Origin of the sequence: Paenibacillus sp. FSL H8-0457, from assembly GCF_038051935.1 — a bacterium.
Taxonomy (GTDB): Bacteria; Bacillota; Bacilli; order Paenibacillales; family Paenibacillaceae; genus Paenibacillus_AQ; species Paenibacillus_AQ lautus_A.
Genome location: NZ_CP150293.1, coordinates 842,779 through 865,011, shown reverse-complemented (window position 1 = coordinate 865,011; position 22,233 = coordinate 842,779). Strand labels below are relative to the sequence as shown.

At 51.7% G+C, this 22,233-nt stretch carries 22 protein-coding genes and 1 riboswitch; of the genes, 6 read left to right on the top strand and 16 right to left on the bottom strand.

What is annotated here, in order from left to right:
• Positions 1 to 74 precede the first annotated feature (74 nt).
• Together MHI43_RS03800 and MHI43_RS03795 are read left to right on the top strand one after the other, a co-directional pair.
• Positions 75 to 1,547 carry a carboxylesterase/lipase family protein gene (locus tag MHI43_RS03800; RefSeq protein WP_235201855.1) on the top strand — a complete coding sequence of 491 codons (1,473 nt, stop codon included), beginning with the start codon at positions 75 to 77 and terminating at the stop codon, positions 1,545 to 1,547.
• Positions 1,547 to 2,314: a sulfite exporter TauE/SafE family protein gene (locus MHI43_RS03795; protein ID WP_012818922.1), complete on the top strand. Its 768-nt coding sequence runs from the start codon at positions 1,547 to 1,549 to the stop codon at positions 2,312 to 2,314. Before MHI43_RS03800 ends, MHI43_RS03795 begins: the two co-directional genes overlap by 1 nt.
• A 140-nt stretch (positions 2,315 to 2,454) precedes the next feature.
• Here MHI43_RS03795 and MHI43_RS03790 read toward each other — a convergent pair whose 3' ends face one another.
• From MHI43_RS03790 to MHI43_RS03725, 14 genes are all read right to left on the bottom strand, one after another.
• The gene (locus MHI43_RS03790; RefSeq protein ID WP_036664509.1) at positions 2,455 to 3,669 is read right to left on the bottom strand and encodes a TraB/GumN family protein; all 1,215 of its coding nucleotides are present in this window, start codon (positions 3,667 to 3,669) and stop codon (positions 2,455 to 2,457) included.
• A gap of 161 nt (positions 3,670 to 3,830) precedes the next feature.
• Positions 3,831 to 5,135, bottom strand: a complete 1,305-nt coding sequence (locus MHI43_RS03785) for an ABC transporter permease (RefSeq protein WP_012818920.1) — start codon at positions 5,133 to 5,135, stop codon at positions 3,831 to 3,833.
• Positions 5,128 to 6,030, bottom strand: a complete 903-nt coding sequence (locus tag MHI43_RS03780; protein ID WP_036664511.1) for an ATP-binding cassette domain-containing protein — start codon at positions 6,028 to 6,030, stop codon at positions 5,128 to 5,130. The genes MHI43_RS03785 and MHI43_RS03780 overlap by 8 nt, the downstream gene beginning before the upstream one ends.
• Before the next feature lie 22 nt (positions 6,031 to 6,052).
• Entirely contained in the window at positions 6,053 to 6,955 is a 903-nt protein-coding gene (locus tag MHI43_RS03775) for an ABC transporter ATP-binding protein (protein WP_012818918.1), read from the bottom strand.
• Positions 6,956 to 6,961: 6 nt separating this feature from the next.
• Positions 6,962 to 7,363: a GntR family transcriptional regulator gene (locus MHI43_RS03770; RefSeq protein ID WP_036664513.1), complete on the bottom strand. Its 402-nt coding sequence runs from the start codon at positions 7,361 to 7,363 to the stop codon at positions 6,962 to 6,964.
• Positions 7,364 to 7,437: 74 nt separating this feature from the next.
• A complete protein-coding gene (locus tag MHI43_RS03765; protein ID WP_341283226.1) occupies positions 7,438 to 8,139 on the bottom strand; it encodes a hypothetical protein in 702 nt (233 codons plus the stop codon).
• 300 nt (positions 8,140 to 8,439) lie between these two features.
• A complete protein-coding gene (locus tag MHI43_RS03760) occupies positions 8,440 to 8,904 on the bottom strand; it encodes a DUF420 domain-containing protein (RefSeq protein WP_012818915.1) in 465 nt (154 codons plus the stop codon).
• A 24-nt stretch (positions 8,905 to 8,928) separates the two neighbouring features.
• Entirely contained in the window at positions 8,929 to 9,837 is a 909-nt protein-coding gene (gene ctaG / locus MHI43_RS03755) for a cytochrome c oxidase assembly factor CtaG (RefSeq protein ID WP_012818914.1), read from the bottom strand.
• Between the two features lie 100 nt (positions 9,838 to 9,937).
• Positions 9,938 to 10,261, bottom strand: a complete 324-nt coding sequence (locus tag MHI43_RS03750; protein WP_012818913.1) for a cytochrome C oxidase subunit IV family protein — start codon at positions 10,259 to 10,261, stop codon at positions 9,938 to 9,940.
• Between the two features lie 3 nt (positions 10,262 to 10,264).
• Positions 10,265 to 10,885: a cytochrome (ubi)quinol oxidase subunit III gene (locus MHI43_RS03745; protein ID WP_009590523.1), complete on the bottom strand. Its 621-nt coding sequence runs from the start codon at positions 10,883 to 10,885 to the stop codon at positions 10,265 to 10,267.
• Positions 10,882 to 12,780, bottom strand: a complete 1,899-nt coding sequence (gene ctaD, locus MHI43_RS03740; protein WP_009590532.1) for a cytochrome c oxidase subunit I — start codon at positions 12,778 to 12,780, stop codon at positions 10,882 to 10,884. The genes MHI43_RS03745 and ctaD overlap by 4 nt, the downstream gene beginning before the upstream one ends.
• 32 nt (positions 12,781 to 12,812) lie before the next feature.
• Positions 12,813 to 13,862 carry a cytochrome c oxidase subunit II gene (coxB, locus tag MHI43_RS03735; RefSeq protein WP_036664519.1) on the bottom strand — a complete coding sequence of 350 codons (1,050 nt, stop codon included), beginning with the start codon at positions 13,860 to 13,862 and terminating at the stop codon, positions 12,813 to 12,815.
• Between the two features lie 435 nt (positions 13,863 to 14,297).
• On the bottom strand, positions 14,298 to 15,047 hold the full coding sequence (gene map, locus MHI43_RS03730) for a type I methionyl aminopeptidase (protein ID WP_036664524.1): 750 nt from the start codon (positions 15,045 to 15,047) through the stop codon (positions 14,298 to 14,300).
• A 257-nt stretch (positions 15,048 to 15,304) separates the two neighbouring features.
• Positions 15,305 to 15,493: a hypothetical protein gene (locus tag MHI43_RS03725; RefSeq protein ID WP_006208082.1), complete on the bottom strand. Its 189-nt coding sequence runs from the start codon at positions 15,491 to 15,493 to the stop codon at positions 15,305 to 15,307.
• 377 nt (positions 15,494 to 15,870) lie between these two features.
• Between MHI43_RS03725 and MHI43_RS03720 the strand changes: the two genes are divergently transcribed.
• The 4 genes from MHI43_RS03720 (at position 15,871) to MHI43_RS03705 (ending at position 19,818) form a co-directional block, all read left to right on the top strand.
• Positions 15,871 to 16,908, top strand: coding sequence for a serine hydrolase (locus MHI43_RS03720; protein ID WP_036664526.1), 1,038 nt, complete (start codon positions 15,871 to 15,873; stop codon positions 16,906 to 16,908).
• 165 nt (positions 16,909 to 17,073) lie between these two features.
• Positions 17,074 to 17,352, top strand: a complete 279-nt coding sequence (locus MHI43_RS03715) for a hypothetical protein (RefSeq protein WP_009590511.1) — start codon at positions 17,074 to 17,076, stop codon at positions 17,350 to 17,352.
• A gap of 63 nt (positions 17,353 to 17,415) precedes the next feature.
• Positions 17,416 to 19,380 carry a hypothetical protein gene (locus tag MHI43_RS03710; RefSeq protein WP_036664529.1) on the top strand — a complete coding sequence of 655 codons (1,965 nt, stop codon included), beginning with the start codon at positions 17,416 to 17,418 and terminating at the stop codon, positions 19,378 to 19,380.
• A 99-nt stretch (positions 19,381 to 19,479) separates the two neighbouring features.
• Positions 19,480 to 19,818: a hypothetical protein gene (locus MHI43_RS03705; RefSeq protein ID WP_009593435.1), complete on the top strand. Its 339-nt coding sequence runs from the start codon at positions 19,480 to 19,482 to the stop codon at positions 19,816 to 19,818.
• A 126-nt stretch (positions 19,819 to 19,944) separates the two neighbouring features.
• Here MHI43_RS03705 and MHI43_RS03700 read toward each other — a convergent pair whose 3' ends face one another.
• The gene (locus MHI43_RS03700) at positions 19,945 to 21,306 is read right to left on the bottom strand and encodes a nucleobase:cation symporter-2 family protein (RefSeq protein ID WP_012818907.1); all 1,362 of its coding nucleotides are present in this window, start codon (positions 21,304 to 21,306) and stop codon (positions 19,945 to 19,947) included.
• A gap of 39 nt (positions 21,307 to 21,345) precedes the next feature.
• Positions 21,346 to 21,915, bottom strand: a complete 570-nt coding sequence (locus MHI43_RS03695; RefSeq protein ID WP_009593434.1) for a xanthine phosphoribosyltransferase — start codon at positions 21,913 to 21,915, stop codon at positions 21,346 to 21,348.
• Positions 21,916 to 22,061: 146 nt separating this feature from the next.
• Positions 22,062 to 22,162: riboswitch (purine riboswitch) on the bottom strand.
• Positions 22,163 to 22,233: the final 71 nt, after the last annotated feature.

The following is a 22,233-nucleotide window of genomic DNA, read 5'->3' as shown; positions in this document are numbered from 1 at the left end:
ATATATTAGGGCTCATCATAGAAACAAGATATAATAATCTCATCTTGTAAGGATAGGAGACGGTCAACTTGATCGTGCAAACATTATCTGGCACAGTGGAAGGCGCCGATTTAAACGGCGTGCATGTATTCCGGGGCATCCCCTATGCTGCCGCACCTGTAGGCAATCGCAGATTCAAGCCTCCGGCCCCTCCGCTCGCTTGGACGGGCGTAAGGCCGTGCAAGCAATTCGGGCCGATCGCCCCCCAGCAGCATCAGCCGAACGGGAACGTGCCCGGGCTTGCACAGTCCGAGGATTGCCTAAACTTAAATGTGTGGACAACGGGCGTCAATGAGAAATTAAAACCGGTCATGGTTTATATACACGGCGGCGGGTTCGTGTCGGGGAACGGAGCGGAGTGCGATGGATTCCGTTACGCAGCAGAGGATGGGATCGTCTACGTATCGATCAATTATCGGCTGGGCGCGTTAGGTTTTTTGTATTTGGGAGACCTGCTCGGCAACGAGTCTGAAACCTCCGGAAACCATGGCATGCTTGATATCGCGGCTGCCCTCCGGTGGGTTCGGTTGAATATTACCGCTTTTGGCGGCGACCCGTCGCGGGTAACCGTCATCGGCAATTCTGCCGGGGCCAAATGTACCGCCACCCTCTACGTGATGGAAGCGGCACAGGGCTTATTTCACCGGGCCATTGCCCAAAGCGGCGCAACGCAGTCGATACGGGATTGCCAAACCGCCAATGTCACGACTCTTAGGCTGCTTGAAGAGCTGGGGTTACCGCTAGCACAGGCGCATCAGCTGCTTGAACTTCCTGCCGAGAGAATCATCGAAGCGCAGTCGGTGATCGGCTCCGACACCTCGCGCAGCCTGCATATGTTCGGCCCGGTTGCCGACGGCCATGTCATTCCGTTGGATCCACTGGCGAGTCTGGCGGGGAACGCCGGCCTCCCGCCGCTGCTGATCGGCACGAATGAGAATGAAGCGGCTATTTTTATCCATAACGATCCGGCGCTTCAGTCCCCGGCTTTCGAGACGCTCGAACGTTTCTTCGGTGAGAATGCCGCTGTGGCGTGGAATGCTTATGCTTGTTATGAGCAATCGATGGCATCGGGTGAAGCGTGGAGCAAAACATTGACCGAACATCTCTATACGATCGGAGCGATGCAGTTTGCAGAAGCCGTGGCATCGTCAGGAACTCCTGTATGGATGTATCGGCTCCAATGCGGCGGCTCGCTCGGCGCGATACACGGGTATGAAGGCAGTCTCATCGGCGCAGCATTCAACCGAAATGCGATGCCCGCTGAATGGCACTCCAATGAGGATCCCTATTCCGTAGCCGCCGAGAGCTATGCGCTGGCACGCGCCATGCGGGAAGCATGGGTCGCATTCGTACAAAGCGGAGAGCCGAATATTCGTGCGTTGCCGGCTTGGCCCGTCTATGGGAGCGGGCACCCTACCATGGTGCTGGACCAAAACAGCTGCATTCGAGAGGACCTGCCGGTTCCCGCCGGAATCGGCGTGCCCCATCAGGTTTGGAGGATGGCCTGATGTTGTTGATCCAGATCGCCCTCGTTATGGTGCTGCTCGGACTACTCCTCGGTTTCGTGGGCGCAGGCGGATCGGGTTTCATCATCTCCATCCTGACGGTTGTATTCGGTTATCCCATCCATACCGCGCTGGGTACCGCACTGGCGGCGATGTTCTTCTCGTCGCTTTCCGGTTCGGTCAGCCATTATCGGGAAGGGAATATGGTGCTGAGAACGGGTGCCGTCGTCGGCTTAGCCGGTGCGGCAGGGGCGTGGGTCAGCTCAGGCTGGTCCTCGCTGATTCCCGAGGATCAACTGGGCTTTATGACATCCGGGATGCTCTTCGCCTCCGGACTGGCCTTATGGTTCAGGATGATGTACGTCTCACGGCGGTCCAAGGCTTCCGAGGTCTCGGCTCCACCGGTTGTCCAGGGTTTCCGATACTGGCTGCAGGCGCTGCTCATCGGACTGATCACCGGTGCCTTATCGGGTTTGTTCGGAATCGGCTCCACTCCGTTCATCCAGATCGGGCTCATGCTTGTCCTTGGCATGTCGATGCGCTTTGCCGCCGGCACGACCATGCTGGTCATCATGCCGATTGCGCTGGCCGGAGGCGCCGGATACTTCTCGATCGGATACCTGGATGTTCAACTGCTCGCCGCCGTTGTGGTCGGGACGATGTCCGGCTCGTACGTCGGAGCAAAATTTACGAAGCGCGTACCCGTTGTCTGGCTGAAAACCTGCATGGTCCTTACCCCGATGATCGGCGCTGCCATATTGCTGCTGTAAGGACTGTTCGAACAGCTTCTAGTTATTTATAAAATACGGAAACAACAAAAAACCTTCCAATGTTCGTCATTCGATCATTGGAAGGTTTTCGCTTTTTGAATGTTAGAATCGAGTCATAATTCGCAAGCAATGGCTTTTATCTATTTACGATCAACGGTATAGCCTTTATCCTCAAGCAGCTTCACGATGCCATGCTCACCCAGATAGTGGGCTGCGCCAACCACGATGAAGTACTCTTCTTTTTTGCCGTTCTTCAGGTATCCGTCGATTTTCTCGGCCATGCCGATGTTTCTGTCAATCAGCATCGCTTTGTTGTATTCCTCATCAACGGCCATGCTGTTGGTGAACTCCAGCAGCGCCTCATCATTACCCGTCTTCCACATTTCAGCCAATTGCTCCACACCGTCATCCAGGACGTCGAAATTATCCAAGGCGATGTTGAGATTCTTTTCTTGCAGCTCTTTGGAGAAGCCATTAAACATGCCGAGCTGCAATTCATAGGATTCTAGCTCGATTACCGGAATTTTGCGCTCGATCGCTTTCTGGACGAAATACAGATCGATTCCGGCAGCGGCTTCGTATCCAGCCTTCACCGCTTTTAAGCTGCTGATCGTGGTTTCCACTACCCAAGGCTTGAATGCATCCAAGGCATTCGGCTTCATGCCGCTCTCCGTCAGGATTTTGCCTAGCTTGGCGTACGTCTCGCCGGACACATGATCCTTGAGCGCTGTTCCATCCTTATACATGCCCATATCCATGATCAGCTGCTGCTGCGCTTCGTCAGCTGCTTTGCTGACATCAACCTCGACGCCGAGATAGTCTGCTTCGGCAAAGGCTTCCTCAAATTCCGGACGCAGCGGGTAGAAGCTGTCATCCGCGATATGCATGGAGCCCACCAGATACACAGTATTCCCATTGCTCTCTACTTCCCACATAAACCCGCGGCCGCCGGTCTGTGCGGTTTCCGTCGCCTTGGAAACTAGCAGAACGGTACGGGTTGCTGCATTCCATTTGACCTCATAGCCGGCTGCGTCCCCGACAACCCGAATGGGTGCATAGGTTAAGCCATTGATTCGTTTCAGTTTGCCTTTCAGGGTAATGGTCTTACCGTCCACCACTGCAGTAATGGTGTCATCTGCAGCTCCCGTCAGCTTCACGTCCAAAGCCTGGAGCGTGCTTCTAAGCGGAACAAGCGTCGTGCCTTTTTCTATAACCGGTGTGCCAAGCGAATATTCGACAACTTGGTTATTCACTTTCACAGCCGGCTGCTGCGGCGCTGCCATGGCAGGCACTGACGTGGCGAGCAATCCCGCCGAAATCGTGAGAGACAAGAGCATGCGTTTCCAATTTTTCATGTATGTAAGCTCCTTTATGTTGGTGTGGTCTTATGCGGCAAAGAATAACCGTGCTGTACTCTACTTATTTTATGGGGTTATGTCCGCCATACCGATGCCGGTATGGCGCCCCCCTTAACTCTACTTTTTGTTCCGGCAGCCCTAACACTACTTCCACTGCTTTACATCTTATAAGCCTTCATTGCTTTTCTGAGCTCTTTGAACGTAGGGCGTTTACCGTACATCAGGACACCGGTGCGATAGATTTTCGCAGCCAGCCAGCCGAAGACGAGAATGGCCGCGATCAGGATCGCCAGCGAGAGAAGAATCTCCCATACGGTAATGTCGCCTAGTCCGATCCGTACCAGAATCGTGGTCGGCGAGATGAACGGAATGTACGAGGACACCTTCATCAGCATCGAGTTTGGAGCGCTCAGGCTAAAAATCGCGATATAGAACGCCACCAGCGACAGCATCGTAATCGGCATGACCGCCTGCCCTAAATCCTCGGTACGGCTGACGATCGAACCAATGGCCGCATAAAGCATCGCGTACAAGAAATAACCAAGGATGTAGAAGATTAAACCGAACACCAGCAGCATCGGGTCGATCGCGCTCAGGTCGAGATTCATGTCCTTCAATGTATCCAGGTTGTGCGGAAGCATCAGGTTCACGGCGGCCACGATGCCGAATGCGGCGATCTGCGACAGACCCAACAGGAACATGCCGATGACCTTGCCAAACATTTGGCTCAGCGGAGATACGCTTGTAATCAAGATCTCCATAATACGGGAGCTCTTCTCTGTCGTCACTTCGGAGGCGATCATGTTCCCCGTACCCATCAAGGTGAAGAAGAACAGAATAATCAGAGCGTACACCACAATGTAGTTGATAACCTCGGAAGCCCCTTCCTTCTCATCCGAAGCCCCGTCTGCATTGCCAGACGGATTCGTGCTTATGCTGCGTGCATCAATCTGAACCGGCATATTCAGTTCATTGATCTGGGCATCGGACAAATTGAGTCCTTCTACGATGCTGCGCGTCTTCGCCACCTGCAGCGCTGCTTGCAGATTGGATTGCAGTTCCGGGCTCATGGCCTCGTCTTCGGAGCTGTAGACCACGGTTGGGAACGTATTGCCTTCTTGTGCTTCAAATTTCAAATAGCCTTCGATTACGCCGTCTTTAATGTCTTGATTCAGGGCAGCTTCATCTGCCGTTTCGTATTTGACGAATTCGTAGGAATTGGCCGGTAAGCTGCTCCAAGTGGTCTCCAATTGTTCGGCAAGCGTTTGTTCTTGTCCATATACCAGCCCGATGCGGGTGGTCTCGTCGGATCCAGCCTTATCCCCCGTAAACATTTGGATCAGAAAAGGAAGATTGATCCCGATCGTAATAATGAGTGCAAATATCAAGGTAGAAACGAGAAACGACTTCGTTCTTACTTTATTCATGAACGTAAATCGGATAACGGTCCACATATTATTCATTGGATTCACCTACCGCCTTTATGAAGATTTGATTGAGTGTCGGTTCCTTCACTTCAAACCGATGGATCGTGCTTTGCGACATGGCCGTATTCAAAATGTTCTGCGCTGCATCAACCTGACTGATTCGGATGGAGTAACCGTCCTCTGTCCGCTCCACCGCCGTTACGCCAGGCAGGGCTTCAAGACCCCGAACTTCACCGGACGTACCGAGCACCACCTCTTCACGAGGATACTTGGATTTGATATCCTTCAAATTCCCTTTTACCACCGTATTGGAGCGATGGAGAATCGTAATGTTTTTGCACAGTTCCTCAACGTGTTCCATCCTGTGAGTGGAGAACAGAATGCTCGTTCCTTTGTCTCGGAGTTCTTTTACCGTTGATTTCAGAAGTTCGACGTTAACCGGATCCAGTCCGCTGAAGGCTTCGTCGAGAATGAGAATCTGCGGGTCATGGACAACCGCTGCGATAAAGCCCATTTTTTGCTGATTGCCCTTGGACAGCTCTTCGATCTTCTTGTCGTAATAGTCGGGAACTTCAAACCGTTCCAGCCAGTATTTCAAACTCTTATCCGCGTCTTTCGCGGACATGCCCCGCAGCTGAGCCAAGTAGGAAATTTGCTCGCTGACCTTCACTTTCGGGTATAACCCGCGCTCTTCCGGCAAGTAACCCATAATGTGACGCAGTTCCTTGTTGTACGGCTTTCCGTTGTACAGGATCGTTCCGTCATCCGGGTAGATCAGTCCAAGCACCATCCGCATGGAGGTTGTTTTGCCGGCGCCGTTCGCCCCGAGCAGCCCGTAGATTTCACCTTCCTCAACCTGAAGCGAAATCCGGTTTACTGCCGTTTTGTCTGCATAAATCTTAACTACATTGTCTAATTGCAATCGTTGCATCTCCTAAAAACCCCTCTCTATCCTAGTTCTGCACATTGGCAGGCATGTTTCCGTCAATCCATAATCGAAGCACTTCATCCAGCTCCAAGGAACGGGTCTGAATAAACGGGATGCCTGCAGACTGCAGGATCTTCTCCACTTCCAAGCATTCCGTCGTTATAAAAGATATCGTGCTCGCTGTCTCTTGCTTGAAGCTCAGAATACCCGGCAGCTCCTTTACAATGGAGGCATCTCCCTGAATCCAGCATTCCCTCCAGTTGTCCAGCAGGGAATCCTTCTCCACCATGCCGAGCATCTTCCCGTGATGGATGAGAATGACATAGTCCGCCAGACGCCGGATTTCATCCACCACATGGGTGGAGAGCACGATGGTCGTATCCATGGACTTCATCACTTTGTGCAGCTGATCGATCATCAGCTTCCATGCGAATGGATCCAGGCCCGAGGAAGGTTCATCCAGCAGCAGGAACTTGGGCCTTGGCGCCAGCGCAGCGGCGATCTCGAACTTGCGGCGTTCCCCCTTGGACATCTTGCGCAGTTTGACGCCCCGCGGGACATCGAACCGGGATAGAAGCTCATCGAAAAAATAACCGTCCCAATCGTCATACCAGGATGCGCGGAAGCTGGCCGCTTCATCCACCGTCATATGCTGTTCTTCTATGCTTAGCTGTTCAGGAACGAAGCCCATCTGTTTACGGATCGAGACCGGAAGCTCTCCCCGGTAAGACTCGCCGAACCAGGTGATTTCGCCTTCGTCCGGAAACACGGTCTGCATCATCATGTTCAGCAGCGTGCTTTTTCCCGAGCCGTTAGGTCCCACCAGGGCAACGATATATCCTTGGGGAATCGATAATTGGATCGGGCCGATGGTTTTCGTTCTTCGCCGTTTAATGACATTACGAAACTCAATAACATGCGGTTCCATGGAATGTTAGCGACCTCCTTTGGCGTCATATTTTTCCCGGACAACTTCCATGAACATCTCTTTCATCTCATCTTCATTGAATTGAACGGCAAGCCCTTTATCTACGGCATCCCTTAATGCCTCAATGACCGCATCGCGTTTATATTGTTCTCGGGCTTGGTCGCCGACGCCGGCAACAAAGGTTCCCGTGCCTTGCCTCGTTCGCAGCAGCCCTTCATTCTCAAGATCCTGATACACCCTGCGCACCGTAATGACGCTACACTTCAGATCTCCGGCAAATTCCCTAATGGATGGCAATAACGTTCCCTCCTCGATTTGACCGCTAATAATGAGCGAGCGCAGCTGTGTTTCAATCTGGTGATATAAAGGCTCTGCGCTATTTTCATTGATCTGTATCAGAAGTCGCACCTTTTACCACCTCGCTTTTCTTTTGTGCATAAGCCCGTGCCATTGCATGCCATACGGATTCATCTTTAGGTCCTTCATGATAAATCCCTGGTCTGCTGCCGCGTGTAGGTTAACTTGCTCATAAGCAGCATGGACACCAATCCCGCAATCAGCGAACCCCACATCACCGGAGATAACAGGCTCCATTTCATGGCGGCGTTCGCTGCGAATTCGAATATGCTGTAACCCAGCAGGCTCAGTACAGCGATCAATCCCGAAAGGAGCAGACTCATAAGAACGGTATTCCTTAGATACACCTTGCCGCTGCACATATTTTCCCAGTAGATATAAGGTCCCGTTAATAAAAATCCAACCCCGACCCATGTCAGCATAAAGGCGATATAGCTTGGAATATCCATCACGCCTCTAAGGTGATTCCCGATAGCATAGATGATTCCGTAAAACACGATGCTGTTGATGGCAAAAGCGATCAGGGAATTAATGATCCGACTAACAAAAATCGCGGAAGCCGGCACCGGTATGCTCCGGTAGAAGTACAGCATTCGGGTGTATGAATCCTCGTTCAAATATTTGAAGGACTTCCGGTTAAATAAAAAACCTACAAAAGGAGCAAAAAGCACCATGATAAAATCGACAAACGGGTTATTGTATTCGTCTAGATGCTCGAACTGAACGTTTATGACGACGCTCGTGGCGAACCCCATGTACAGCATGAACAGTATCGTCCATATGATTTGGAGCTTATCGCTTGTGAAGTCTTTCTTTACGATCTTCATCGCATTATGGATAACCTGTTGCAATGCGTCTCACCCTTTCATTCCTTCATATATTCATTTCGTTTATTATCGCAGTCTGATCTCACTGTGCTTAGTGTGATTACTGTGCTCACTGTGTATATCTTTATACACAGTATATAGTGTGCATATAAACAGTGTCAATAGAAGTTGTAAAATTTTATGATTATCCTGGTTTCAACAGCGACCGGAAATGGATACACTCCCCCTCCTCTGCCCACAATTGAGCCGCCAAAACAAAAAAACACCCGCCAGATTTCTCTGACGGGTGTTCTCCTCCAATTACATTCCAAATATGACTTTCCATACAGGCTGGGTATGCCCGCCCGGGTACAACAGGTACAACAAGGTATACACGGCTACGCCGGTGATGGCCGTAAAGAACCAGATGATCGACGTAACTTTGCCCCACTTGCGGTGCTTGGAGAACTTCTCCTTGAAGCCGAGGACCAGCGTCGTGATCCCGAACACAGCGGCTACGGTAGCCAGTACAATGTGGAAGATCAGGAATATCTGGTAATACGGCTTCAGGTCATCAGGTCCGCCCCATGACGTGTTGCCGATGAATACGGTGCGCGAGGAATAGATGATAAAGAAGATGACGGCTGCGATGGCCGCCCAGATCATCACTTTCTTGTGGGCCTCGCGCTTCCCTTTAATGATAAGTCCCCAGCCAATCGCCACCAGCACGGCGCTGATGACGATGAACGTTGTACTGACCGTGGGAAATATAAAAAACCAATCCATATGGATCCCCCTTCAATAATCCTGTTACGCCTGATTGAGTTTGCCCGGAGGAATCTCGCCAGGCAAAGGATCGTCCTCCTGATTTTCTCGTTTGTACCAGTGAAAGAACACATAGGCCAGCATCGAGGCAAAAATGATTTCCTGGAAAAACTTCATGATGATCCCGCCCACTCGCTGGTCAATCGCGGGCTCCAGGTAGCCGAAGAACTCCGGCCCACCGAACTGGCTGAGCAACGCGGAGGTATCGCCGGCAACGCAATAGCCCATCGCCTTCGCCCATACCACTGGATCGCTATAAGTTGCGTACATCGGTTCGCTTGAGAAAATAATGAGCCCGCATGCCGGTGTCAGCAAGACCATGTTGAGAAAGATGTACCCCATCTTCATAAGCCCTGACGACTTGTCCTTCTCCGGAATCGGTTTAATGATGGCCCACCACATCAGCAGCGAGGCGATAAACAGGATCAAGTAATACAGACGGTGCACCCAGAAGTTTAACATGACAAAGTCATGGATGACCGGGATGTGATAAAACGAAAACAAGCCGTTAAACAGAACCGCCGCAACAATCGGACGCGCAAGGAAACCGAGCTTCTTAAACGGATTGACCTTGTCGAAGGCGCGCCACATCCAAACAGGAATACCCAGAATCAAGAGCGGCACTGCCATTAGATAGGACATGGCCATACTGACCATATGAAACGAGAACATTGTATGCCCGAGCAGTTCAATAGGTCCACCCTGTGCGAGATAGAACGTTAGCATACCGCCTACAAACAGTGTTTTCCTTCCTGCGGAAACCGGAGCACTCCCTTCAAAGCGACTGCTTAGCGGCCCGGTCAACAGGAAGTAGCCTGCCGTAACGAGCAGCATAAATGCCAGGAACAAGGGACTCCATTTATCTGCAAAACTAAAATATTCTAAGCCCAGCATGCAAAAACCTCCCCTAAACGGGTTAAATTCTGTCGAAATTGTGACACCTTCCTACGACTTAAAAAAAGAGGGGGCTGAAGTAGCCCACCTCTTTTTCATTTTACCACCAAACCCAGAACAGTGCCATGACAATACAGGTACTAGCTACGAAGAAGCCGCCAATCATGAATAGGATTGGCATCAGATGCCCTTTGTCCTTCAAGTGCATCCAGTAACCCATTTGCACGAACACCTGCAACACAGCCATAACCAGCAAAAGGATGATCGTAAATGCTGTGTTGATGCCTCCGGCCGCGACAGCCGCAAAAGCAATCGCAGTCAAGACGATGGAGAAAATAAAGACGACAATGTGTTTCTCAGGACCTTCCACACGATGGCGGTGTTTCACTGTAGGCCCCTCATTGGATTGTTGATTCGCAGTCATTCCTTAGCCCACCTTTCCAAGAAGGTATACGACCGAGAAGATGAACACCCATACAACGTCGATAAAGTGCCAGTACATAGCAGACACATAAACCTTAGGTGCTGTAACCACGGTTAACCCTTTTCTGTACAGCTGAGCAATCAACAGGCTGATCCACACGACCCCGAAAGCAACGTGGGCGCCGTGGAAGCCAACCAGCGTATAGAATGCAGACGAGAATGCACTCGTCTTCATGTTAAACGATTCATGCACAACATATTCGTAGAATTCATAAATCTCAAGGCCAAGGAATCCAAGACCCAGGACAACGGTCACGATCAGCCACAGCTTCAGCTTCTCGATATTATGACGGTGCAGCGCCTGAATGGCGAACACGCTGGTCAAGGAACTGACAAGCAATATCAGGGTTGCTGCTGCCGTGATCGGCAGTGAGAACAGCTCAGCAGCAGTTGGACCTTCGTTGTTCTGGCCGCGAAGCGCCAGGAACGTTGCAAACAACGTACCGAAGAGCACGGCCTCTCCACCGAGGAAGAGCCAGAAACCAAGAACCTTATTACGGCCTTCGAGTGTTGCCTTCTCGGGCTCGTGAGGAAGTTCGCCGTTTACATGTTCAGCGTGACTCATGCTTTACCCTCCCCTTCCAGTTCTTCAACTTCGATGTGATATCCATGATCATCGTACAGGGAACGAGCGATCATTGCCGCGAACGTAATCAGAAGACCAACAATCAGAACGATATATTTATTGAAGATTAAGCTCATGAACGAATTCGAGAAGTCTTCCGTGCTAAACATGAAACCAAGACCCGCGATAAACAGACCCAGTGACATCACAAACGGAAGGATGCTTGGCGAAGGCATATGGATCGGGCCAACCGGCTCGGATGGTGTCATCTCTTTATTGCCTGCCATCTTCTCTTTCCAGTAAGCGTCAATGCCGCGAACGAGCGGAATTTGCTTAAAGTTGTACTCTGGCGGTGGAGAAGGAATGCTCCACTCGAGCGTGCGTCCATCTTCCCATGGATCCGCTGCAACGCCAACCGGTTTTCTTGTAGTGACGGCAATGTTAGCCAAGAAGAGCAATACGCCGATCCCCATCAAGATTGCACCGATGGTACTGATGAAGTTAAGTTCGTCGAAATTCTGGTTCGGCAAGTACGAGACAATCCGCCGCTGCATACCTAGCAATCCAAGGAAATGCTGTACGAAGAATGTCATGTGGAAGCCGATGGCAAACAACCAGAACGTCCATTTGCCCAGCGTTTCGTTCAGCATACGGCCGAACATTTTTGGCCACCAGTAATGAAGGCCGGCGAACAGACCGAATACCAGACCGCCAACGATAACGTAGTGGAAGTGAGCTACGACGAAGTACGTGTCATGGAACTGGAAGTCTGCAGGAGCAGAAGCCAGCATGACGCCGGTGACCCCACCCATTACGAAGGTCGGTACGAAACCGATCGCAAACAGGTTTGCGCTGGTGAAGCGGATTTGGCCGCCCCACATCGTGAAGAGCCAGTTAAAGATTTTGATACCGGTAGGAACGGCGATCAGCATCGTTGCGATGGAGAAGAGCGCATTCGCTACAGGTCCAAGACCTGTCGTAAACATATGGTGAGCCCAAACCATGAAGCCCAAGAAGGCGATCAGGATGGTCGCAAATACCATGGAACTGTATCCGAACAAACGTTTACGGGAGAATGTAGGGATAACTTCCGAGATAATACCGAACGCCGGCAAAATCAGAATGTAAACTTCAGGGTGACCGAAAATCCAGAAAATATGCTGCCACAATACAGGGCTTCCGCCTGCCGCAACATCAAAGAAATTGGCACCGAGCAAACGGTCAAAGCTGAGCAATACGAGACCTACCGTAATGGCAGGGAATGCGAACAGGATCATGGCCGAAGTGATGAACGCCGTCCATGTAAACATCGGCATTCTCATGAAGGACATGCCAGGCGCACGCATCGTAATGATGGTAGCCAGGAAGTTGATACCACCGATCAACGTACCGAGACCTGCAATCTGAAGTCCTATCGTGTAAAAGTCTACGCCGTGCGTGGACGAATAGTCGTTGGTGGAGAGCGGCGTATAGGACGTCCAGCCCGCATCAGGCGCGCCGCCCATAATCCAGCTCAGGTTAAGCAAAAGTCCACCGAACAAGAACGTCCAAAATCCGAGCGAGTTCAGAAACGGAAACGCGACGTCGCGCGCGCCGATCTGAAGCGGGATGACCGCGTTCATCAAGGCGAAGATAACTGGCATTACGCCAAGGAAGATCATCGTCGTTCCGTGCATTGTAATCAATTCGTTAAATACTTGAGCCGATACCAGATCGTTCATCGGCTTGATCAGCTGCAAGCGGATCAGAATCGCTTCGATACCGCCTATCCCGAAGAAGAAACCACCCGCGATCAGGTATAATATACCGATTTTCTTGTGGTCGACGGTTGTCAGCCAATCCATGATCCCCGTGTAGCGTTTGACGCTATGGCTAGAAGCATGAGCGTGAGCCAAGGTTTGTACCCCCTTTTAAAGTTCTTGCTGTATTAATAATCCAACTTATAATTGGCCAAGTAATCGGCAATCTGCTCGATTTCTTCGTCACTGAAGCCGAGATCCTTCGGATTAGGCATCGTGTTGCCAGGTTTTACAGCCTGAGGCTCCATCAGCCATTCCACCAGGTTGTCTTTCGTCGGCTTAGTGCCTGGTTTGCCGCTTATGTCGTTCAGCAAGATACTCGCAATCGTCTCACGGGATCCAATGCCGGTCAGGTTAGGACCCATCGCTCCGCCTTGGTCGCCCACAGCGTGGCAGGAAAGACAGTTGGTCTTGAATTTCTCGGCGAGTGCCGCATCCGCAGGAAGCACGGCCGGCTTTTTGAATGCCGCCACCCATTTGTCAAATGCCGCATCGTCAACCGCTTTCACCCGGAATTCCATGAAACCGTGGGAAGGACCGCACAACTCTGCGCATTTACCAATGTATGTATCCGCTTTGTCAGCAACCAGAGTCATGTAGTTAACGCTGCCTTCCGTGTTTGTATCCATCTTGCCGCCGAGCGATGGTACCCAGAAGGAGTGAAGCACATCATTCGTTTTTAATTGGAATGCAATTTTCTTGCCTACGGGAACAACCAGTTCTTGAGCCGTTCTTACGCCGTAGTCTGGATAATTGAACTCCCACCAGAACTGGTGAGAAGTAACTTCCACCTTAACTGCATCTGGATTGTTCCAGTCGTTCTCTCCGTAAGCAAATACCTTTTGAATAGTAGGAACTGCAAGCACGAGCACCAAGAGCAGCGGAATCGCCGTCCAAATGATCTCAAGCTTATGGTTACCTTCCACTTGCTCAGGAATTTCATCTTGTCCCTTTTTTCTACGGAATTTAACAAGCACGTATGCGGCAATTCCAAATACCACAACCATTACGACGATCATAATCGAAATGGAGAGCTTAATTAAATCCAGTTGACCTTGTGCTACCGGACCTTGTGGTCTTAAGACCGACAAATCCTCTCGGCCGCAGCCGGATAACACCAAAGCAAACATGGCCATCAAAGGAAGAAGACGCTTTACAGCCTGCCACCGTTTCATCATTGATCTACCCCACTTTTCCGATTTTCGTAGACTACCATCCGGCGCAAACAGCGGTAATCTACCTGCACAATCACGGATGAAGTAATCCTGTCAATTAAAGCAATCACTTATTAAATATAAGTTCATGGGTTGCTTTTGTCAATCATTCACAGGGAGTTCACAAATTGTTCGAAAAGTCGTCAAAGTCGCGCCGTTACTGATTTTGCAATCGCTTTCAAAGCGCACCTTCCACCCCGCGACCCCGCATTCGACATTCTTCACATCCCGTCAACGACAGCCTTCATAGCTATATATACAGTCATTTCCGCCTTTTTGAATCTGTATGCAGCCGTTCCCCTATCAACCCGGACAAACATGATGAAGGAGGTGTTCCTCGAAAGCCGCAACCGGGCCTGCAAAGAACGCCTCCTATTATTATGGTATATTTTCGGCATCTTAATCCGTCAGAATAACAGCATCTCCACGCGTAATGGCAATCGTATGCTCATACTGGACGCCCACCGATCCATCCGCGCTGGAGATGGTCCAGCCGTCATCCCCCCAGAACACCGCCCCTGAACGGCCCAGGGTAAATACCGGTTCGATGGTAATGACCATGCCTGCTTTGAGTTTGAGGCCCCTTCCGGGATTTCCATAGTTCGGCACATCGGGCGGCTCGTGGATGGCGCGGCCGATGCCATGACCGACCAGCGGTTTGACGATCCCATAGCCTTCTCTTTCGGCAACCCGCTCGATCGCATGGCCGACGTCACCCAAGGTTGCGCCGTGCCGCGCGGCCTCGATCCCTTTAAACAGAGCTTCGTGCGTATGCTTCATCAGCTGCCTTACTTCCGGGGAAACCTGATCCACCGCGTAAGTCCAGCCGGAGTCGGCCAGCCAGCCGTTCTTGTTCACCACCATATCAATGGTGACGACATCCCCGGATTGCAGCGGACGCTGGTCGGGAAAGCCATGACACACCACCTCGTTGACCGATGCGCAAGTGGCGTAAGGAAAACCTTTGTATCCTTTTTGCTCCGGGAAGGCCCCGTTCTTCTCCAGAAACTTCTCGACCCTGGCATCGATCTCGCTGGTCGTGATCCCCGGTTTGATGACTTTGGCTATTTCACGGTGACAGGCGGCCAATATGCGCCCCGCCTCGCGGATATGTCCGATCTCTTCCTTCCGTCTAAGCTGTATCCTCACATCTGTCCACTCCCTTATATCCTTATCGGATCGATTGCTAACAATATATGTAGGGACCGATGCAAAATGCCCCGAGAAGCAGACTTTCCGCGTAACACGAAGACAAAATGGCTAAACGCAAAAAAACCGCTTTCGGGACATTTGTCCCAAAAACGGTTTAACCATAGGCGCTAAAATGGTTCATGTCATTAGTCGTTAACAAGGTGAAGATGCGATGCGTGTCTGTGATATTTCTATAGACCAGGTGCTGTTACAGGTTACGAAACGGAGGAATTCAGCTTGCCAAGTTCATGCTCAACAACAAGAGTAAGCTCTTCTTCGTAGCCCCCCATAATATGGTACTTCCGGACATACTCCTTTACAAATTTTTTCGGATCTTTAGGCCGGAAAATTCGTGTCATTTCCCGCAGACTTTCCTTAACCTCATTGTGACCTTTCGTTGCCATGATGGATCCCTCCCAAAACGTGTGGAATAAATTACTCCGTTTAAAGAGAATGCCGAAAAGATCTACCTCATTAAGTTGAAGCCATATTGCAGTTCTTACGGTGACCATTAGGTTGATATTCAGCAACTTACCAATGCACCTGACACTATACATACCCTAACAGCATGCAACTGAATCATTAATATATTATATCATATTCCTCTGTTTGTTTCATCTTTCCCAAAAATTGTTTTTCTGTACTATGTTTTTTCGCCGCGTCATCGGTTGCGCACAGAATTGGTTAAGATACTTTTAAACGATCCTGCCGGCTGCAAGCGGCGAATGCCGTCACCGGAATCAAAGATTGAGAAGATGAGATACAAGGAGGCCGTTATATCATGGTGAAGTCACAGACTATCCTGCATTCCCCCGTTGCCTCAAGCCCGCCTATTCCCGTTGCGGAGCCTGAAGACGCAGGCCTTCGGCGCGACGCGCTCGATCGGGTAGACCTGATCATACAGAAGCAATATCCGAAAATGCGGAGCTTTCTCCTCCTTCATGCCGGCAAACTTATCTACGAACGCTATTACGGCGGCCACGGCATATCCTCGCTGAATGATTTAAGGTCGGCCACCAAGAGCTTTACGTCTGCGCTTTGCGGCATCGCCCTCTCACGCGGCGAACTGCCTGAACTGAAAGCCTCCGTGACCGATATCTTTCAGCGATATGTTCCCGAACGCGCTCATCCGTTATTGCGCAACGTGTCCCTTCATCATCTGCTGACGATGACCTCGGGCTTTGCGTGGCAAACCGGTAAAAAGCTCGGGGAACCGCTCATCCACCGTTTCCACCGCAACCGGAAATGGACGAGCTTCGCCCTATCCCTCCCTGTCGTCGAACAGGAAATGGGCCGATTCCAATACCGGAGCACCGATTCCCACCTGCTCTCCGTTGCGATTAGCGAGGCCACGGGAATGGACGCCTACACCTATGCCCGGAAATATCTGTTCGAGCCGCTCGGCATTCGCCATGCCGCCTGGTCCCCGAGCCCCGAGGGCCACAGCATGGGTCATATCGGCCTGTATCTTACCTCCCGCGACATGGCCATATTCGGTCAATGCTGCCTGGACGGGGGACTGTGGCAAGGCAAGCCCGTCATTCCTGAAACCTGGCTTAAGCAGGCGCTCACTCCGCAGGTGAAAGGCTATCCGGCTTTCGGCGATTACGGGTTCCAATGGTGGACCGGCATTCAGAACGGATCGGTTTATGCGCTCGCCCACGGCCATGGAGGACAGCAAATCTACCTTTTTCCCCAGTTGGATGCGGTCGTCGTATTTACGGCCGACAGCAAGGTCAGCCGCTGGAAGAACCCGCGGGTACTGCTGGAACGCCATATCCTCGAGACCCTGAAATCCGCAGCGGCTTCCGCCGAATAGCTGGCAAATCGCAAACCTCGTTCTTTCTTCGCAAGAAGCGTTTGTGCCTTTTCCAAGCCCATTCACTGGCTAACATGCAAATTTCGGCGGATAGTCCCCCCTCTTTCTGGTTACTTTATGCCATATGAATCATTTCTTAAAATCAAGCTGAGAGGAGCATGCGACATGTCCGGTAAAGACAAGAATCTTCACCCGATTTCGAGAGAAGGGGTTGACGTGGACGGAACGTACACGAATGAATGGGGACGGGAGGAGTACCTGAAGCGAGGAGAGGAATTCCCGTTCGATCCGCAGATGGGCTCCACGGAGTGGCGGCTGGCGGAGTATGACTTCGACAACCACCATCAAGGCAGAACAGACGAGCGTCTGGTTCCGAAAGAAAAAGGTCCGGATAAACAGGTGAATGCCGAATCTCCGCTCCGCCATGACGTGGAAGTAGATTAAAGCCCTTGCATACGGCAGCGAAGAGATGATTCATCAGACCTGCTAATAAAAGGGTGATTTGATATGCGAAAATCGAAGCGGCTTCTGCTGTGGCTGATCCCAATCGCCATAGTGGCAGCCTTATGGCTCATAGCTAATGTCGTGGAACCGGAGTATGCCTATGTACCGCCTGCGCATAAATTGGAAAATTCCAATTCCACGCAAATCCAAGCCCGGCAAACCGATGTCATTCGCCAGTATGACCTGTGGGGCAAGACGCTTACGGTCCCGGGAACCGCTTTGCAGGATCAGCACCCCCGTTTGACAGCGGCCAATGGCGCAGTTGAGGTTAACAAAGAGCTGCTTGCCCTGGGGCGCCGCACGATGTATGAGGAATCCTTTGGCAATGAGGTGTTCTTGACCGATATTTTGGGAATCGTCGACGGTCCGATGAAGCTCAAAAACGTTGCTAAAGCCCTTGCCGAGCTGAAAGGACGGGGAACCACCAATTTGCGCGTCGAGCTTGATCAGGATGTGACCATCGGCGGCAAAACCTTCCGCAAGGGGGATAAAATCGATACCGGCTTTGACGTAGCCAAAGGAGCTTATTCCCCCATTGGCGTAACGTTCAAATATGCCGAAGGCAAAACCCGCATCGGCGTTAGCTGCATGGCCTGCCATGCCACCGTGAACCGTGATACGGGAAGGGTCGTGGAGGGCGCGCCCAATTCCGATCTGAACCTCGGTTTAATGCTGGCGTTGGCCCCGAATAGCGCAGCGTATTTCACCCACACGGACGTTGCGAACCTCGTGGATTATGTCAAGAACGGGCAGCGTACCGTCATAAATTCCAAAGGGCAAGCCGAAGCCCTCCCGGATCCCGCCCTGCTGGAAAAAGCCGTTGACGACAATCTGATCAAATGGGCGCCCGGCAATTTCGATACCACCGTCGATAAGGTCAGCGACGTGACCCAAATTCCCGATATGTTTACAAAGGGCGACCATCCGTACAGCTGGAGCGGCTTCGCCATCGCGGGTCCCTTCAACGGACTCAGCACCTTCAGCAACAATGTTCACGCCCAAAATACGGATACCTTGAGCCAAACCGAGGTCAGCGAGCCGCTAATGGGGATCGACAAAGAGATTTATGTGGGCACCATCCTGCAAAATGCGGCCCATCGCAAGTTTCGCTATGATCCAAGCAGCGGGCTGAAGCCGACCGAATTCTTCGACCGCCTGGACCCGAATCCCGGAACCCCCGGCGTTAATGAGGTCATCAAGATTCCGAACTTCCCCAAGGTTTCGGCCATAGCGCCGAATGGGCTGTATATCAGTTCGCCGGGTTTTAAGGCCGGGGAGCAGGTTAATGCCATGTCCGCTTATCAGAATACCGTCCGTCCGCCTGAAACCGATAAGGCTGAAACCTCCGATGCCAAGACCCTCAGCCTCGGGGCGGAAGTTTTCAAAAAAGCGCAGTGCATCACTTGCCACGCAGGCGACTATTTTACCAACAACCGCATTCTGCGTGCGGCAGAAATCGGCACCGAGCCTGCAAGGGCGAAGGCCTTCCATTTTACGCAGAACGCTTTTGGCGAGGCGGAGTTCTACCCGCCCGACACGCCTGTCCCGATTCCTCCGGACGCCAAGGCGACTAAAGTCCCGCTGGATGGAATAGATCCGGAGCAGATTCGGCTGGGCTTCGGCCATAAATCGGGCGGCGGTTATAAGGTCAAAGGATTGATCGGCCTCCGCTGGTCGGCACCGTATTTGCACGACGGGGGCGTCGCGGTCGGGCCGGAGCTGTCGCAAGCCGGAGTGCCGGCAACGCTTATGAAGGGCATTCACCCGGATCCCTACAACAGCCTGAAAGCCCTGATCGACCGCAAGTTGAGGCTGCGGGTCGTTGAGGCGAACCGCAAGGATTCGAGACTCAGGGATACCCACGTCACCGGTCAGGGACATGAGTATTGGGTCGACGAAAGCAGCGGGTTCACGCAGGAGCAGCAGGATGCGCTCGTCAAATATCTGCTCCAATTGAAAATGAAATAAGTCCGGGATATAACCATCATACTTTGTCCCATCGGCTCATAAGGTAAGGTATATAGCTTGCCCTACCCCAGAACCGGTCTAAGACAAGGAGTTGATGAGATGTCCCCTTTCAAATCGTCCACAGGACTTCCCGAGAATCTGGCCGCGACGCTGTGCTATCTTCTTCCCATGGTCGGAGGAATTCTGTTTCTTTCATTAGAAAAGAGAAGCCGATATGTCATATTCCATGCGCTGCAGTCCTTGCTGGCCTTCGGCCTCCTGGCCGTCGCCCACCTGCTGTCGAGCGCGGTGCCCATCATCGGCCTTCTGGCCTCCGCCCTCCTGGCGCTGGTCGGCGTGCTGATGTGGCTGGTGCTTATGTTTAACGCCATTCAAGGAAAATGGTTCAAGCTACCATGGATCGGCAATTTTGCGGAGAAACAAATGCAGCGCATCTAAGCTAGGTCATGCAAAAACGGCTTCCTCCCCATATTAGGAGGAAGCCGTTTTTTTGGGCTTTAGCCGAGAACCGAACAGGATCAAAAAAAGCAGCCGGAACGGATCCGGCTGCTATCGAAGATTATTTTAAGCTGCGTGCCCTTCTGCCGTTTCACCCCGCTCAGTGCGGGTCGGCTTCGTATATTTCAAGCCGTTAAAGATCAGATTCAGCACAATCGCGGTCAAGCTGCCGGCCACGATGCCGTTATCGGCAAGAATGCGCAGGTTGTCGGGCAGGCTGGCGAACAGGCCCGGCACGGTTGTGACGCCAAGACCCATGCCGACGGAACACGCGATAATGAACAGATTCTCATGACGGTTAAGGTCTACTTGATCCCCTAACATCCGAATGCCGGAAGACACCACCATGCCGAACAGGGCAACCATCGCCCCGCCCAGAACCGACGTCGGCACAAGCTGCGTCATGGCGGCAATCTTCGGCACGAATCCGATCAATACAAGCAAACCGCCTGCCACTACGATGACGTCGCGCGTCTTCACGCGGCTCATCTGAATCAAGCCAACGTTTTGGGAGTACGTGGTATAAGGGAACGAGTTGAAAATACCGCCTACCACAATCGCAAGACCCTCCGCGCGGTAACCTCGGGACAAGTCCTTGGAGGTGATATCGCGATCCACGATTTTGCCAAGCGCCATAAATACGCCCGTCGATTCGGCAACGCTGACGATCGCTACCAGAATCATCGTCATGATCGGAACGATTTTAAACTCCGGCGTGCCAAAAAAGAAAGGCTGCGGCGCGCGGAACCAGCCGGCTTCGCGCAATGGGGTGAGATCAACCCCGCCGTATAACGCGGCAACCAGGGTGCCGAGAATGAGACCCAAAAGAACGGAAATCGAACGCAAGAAGCCTTTGGCAAAACGATTCATGATGATTATGAAAGCAAGAACGCCGAAACCAAGGGAAATGTTCAGTGCGCTGCCAAAATCCTCACTGCCTTGACCGCCCCCAAGGTCGTTCAAAGCTACGGGGATCAGCGTCAGACCGATAATGGTGACTACGCTGCCTGTAACGACAGGCGGGAATACCTTAATCAGCTTACCGAATAAACCGGAGAACAGAATGACAAACAAACCGGAAGCGATAATCGCTCCATAAATAGCCGACATGCCATGCTGCTGTCCGATAATGATCATCGGGCCTACCGCCTGGAATGCGCAGCCGAGCATGACTGGAAGACCGATACCGAAATACTTGTTGCCGAACACCTGCAGCAAAGTAGCGACTCCGCATGCCAGCAGGTCGATGGCGATGAGATACGTCAGCTGCTCCGTCGTTAAACCGAGTGCGCCACCGACGATAAGCGGTACGATGATTGCCCCTGCGTACATTGCCAATACATGCTGCAAACCCAGCGAAAAGGTTTTGCCCGGACTCCGATTTTTATCGAAAATCGGTTCTTGCACCGCTTGTTTCTGTTGTTCCATGGCTTCTTGATTCCCCCCAATAAATTATTAGCTTTCGTTCTATGCGAATGTCACTACGCCGTCTTCAAGCGATGCAATCCGTACGAGCGATTCTACCCGGTAGCCCGCTTCGGCCAGCAGGCGTCCTCCCGGTTGAAAAGCCTTTTCAATGACGATCCCGATGCCTACCACTTCGGCACCCGCCTGCTCGACGATTCGGGCAAGCCCGAATGCCGCCTCGCCGTTGGCAAGGAAGTCATCCACGATCAGTACTTTATCGCCCGGCTTGATGAATTTCTTAGCGACCGTAATTTCGTTGGTCTCCTGCTTCGTGAAGGAGTACACCTTCTCCACGAATATATCCTCACGGAGCGTCAGCGATTTCTGCTTCCGTGCAAAGATGAGAGGCACTTCCATCTCAAGCGCGGTCATGATGCCCGGTGCGATGCCGGAGGATTCGATGGTCAATACGCGAGTCACGTTCGCTTCCTTGAACAATCGCGTAAATTCCTTTCCCACCTCTTTCATCAATACCGGATCCATCTGGTGATTCAGGAACGAATCCACCTTCAGTACCTGTCCGCTTAATACAATGCCTTCCTCTTTCACTTTGTTCTGCAGTAATTGCATGATGCTCCCCCTTAAATTTGTTGTCCGCATTCCAAGCAAAAAAGCCCACTTCCTCCCTTCACCGAATCGCCGGGAAAGAAACAAGTGGGCATAAGCAGCAAAAACGCACCGTTAGCCGTCCGATCAAACGGAATTGACCTGGCTTGTCCGCTGCTGCTATAACCCGTAGTCCAATCATTTCCGGTGATCGGGTAGAGACATGCAGGCCGATTCCTGCACCTATACGAGAAAATGTATGATATCCGAATTCCTTAGAATGCTTACGTATAAATGATATATTTCCGAATGAATGAAGTATAACGCATTCCCTATGAAAAA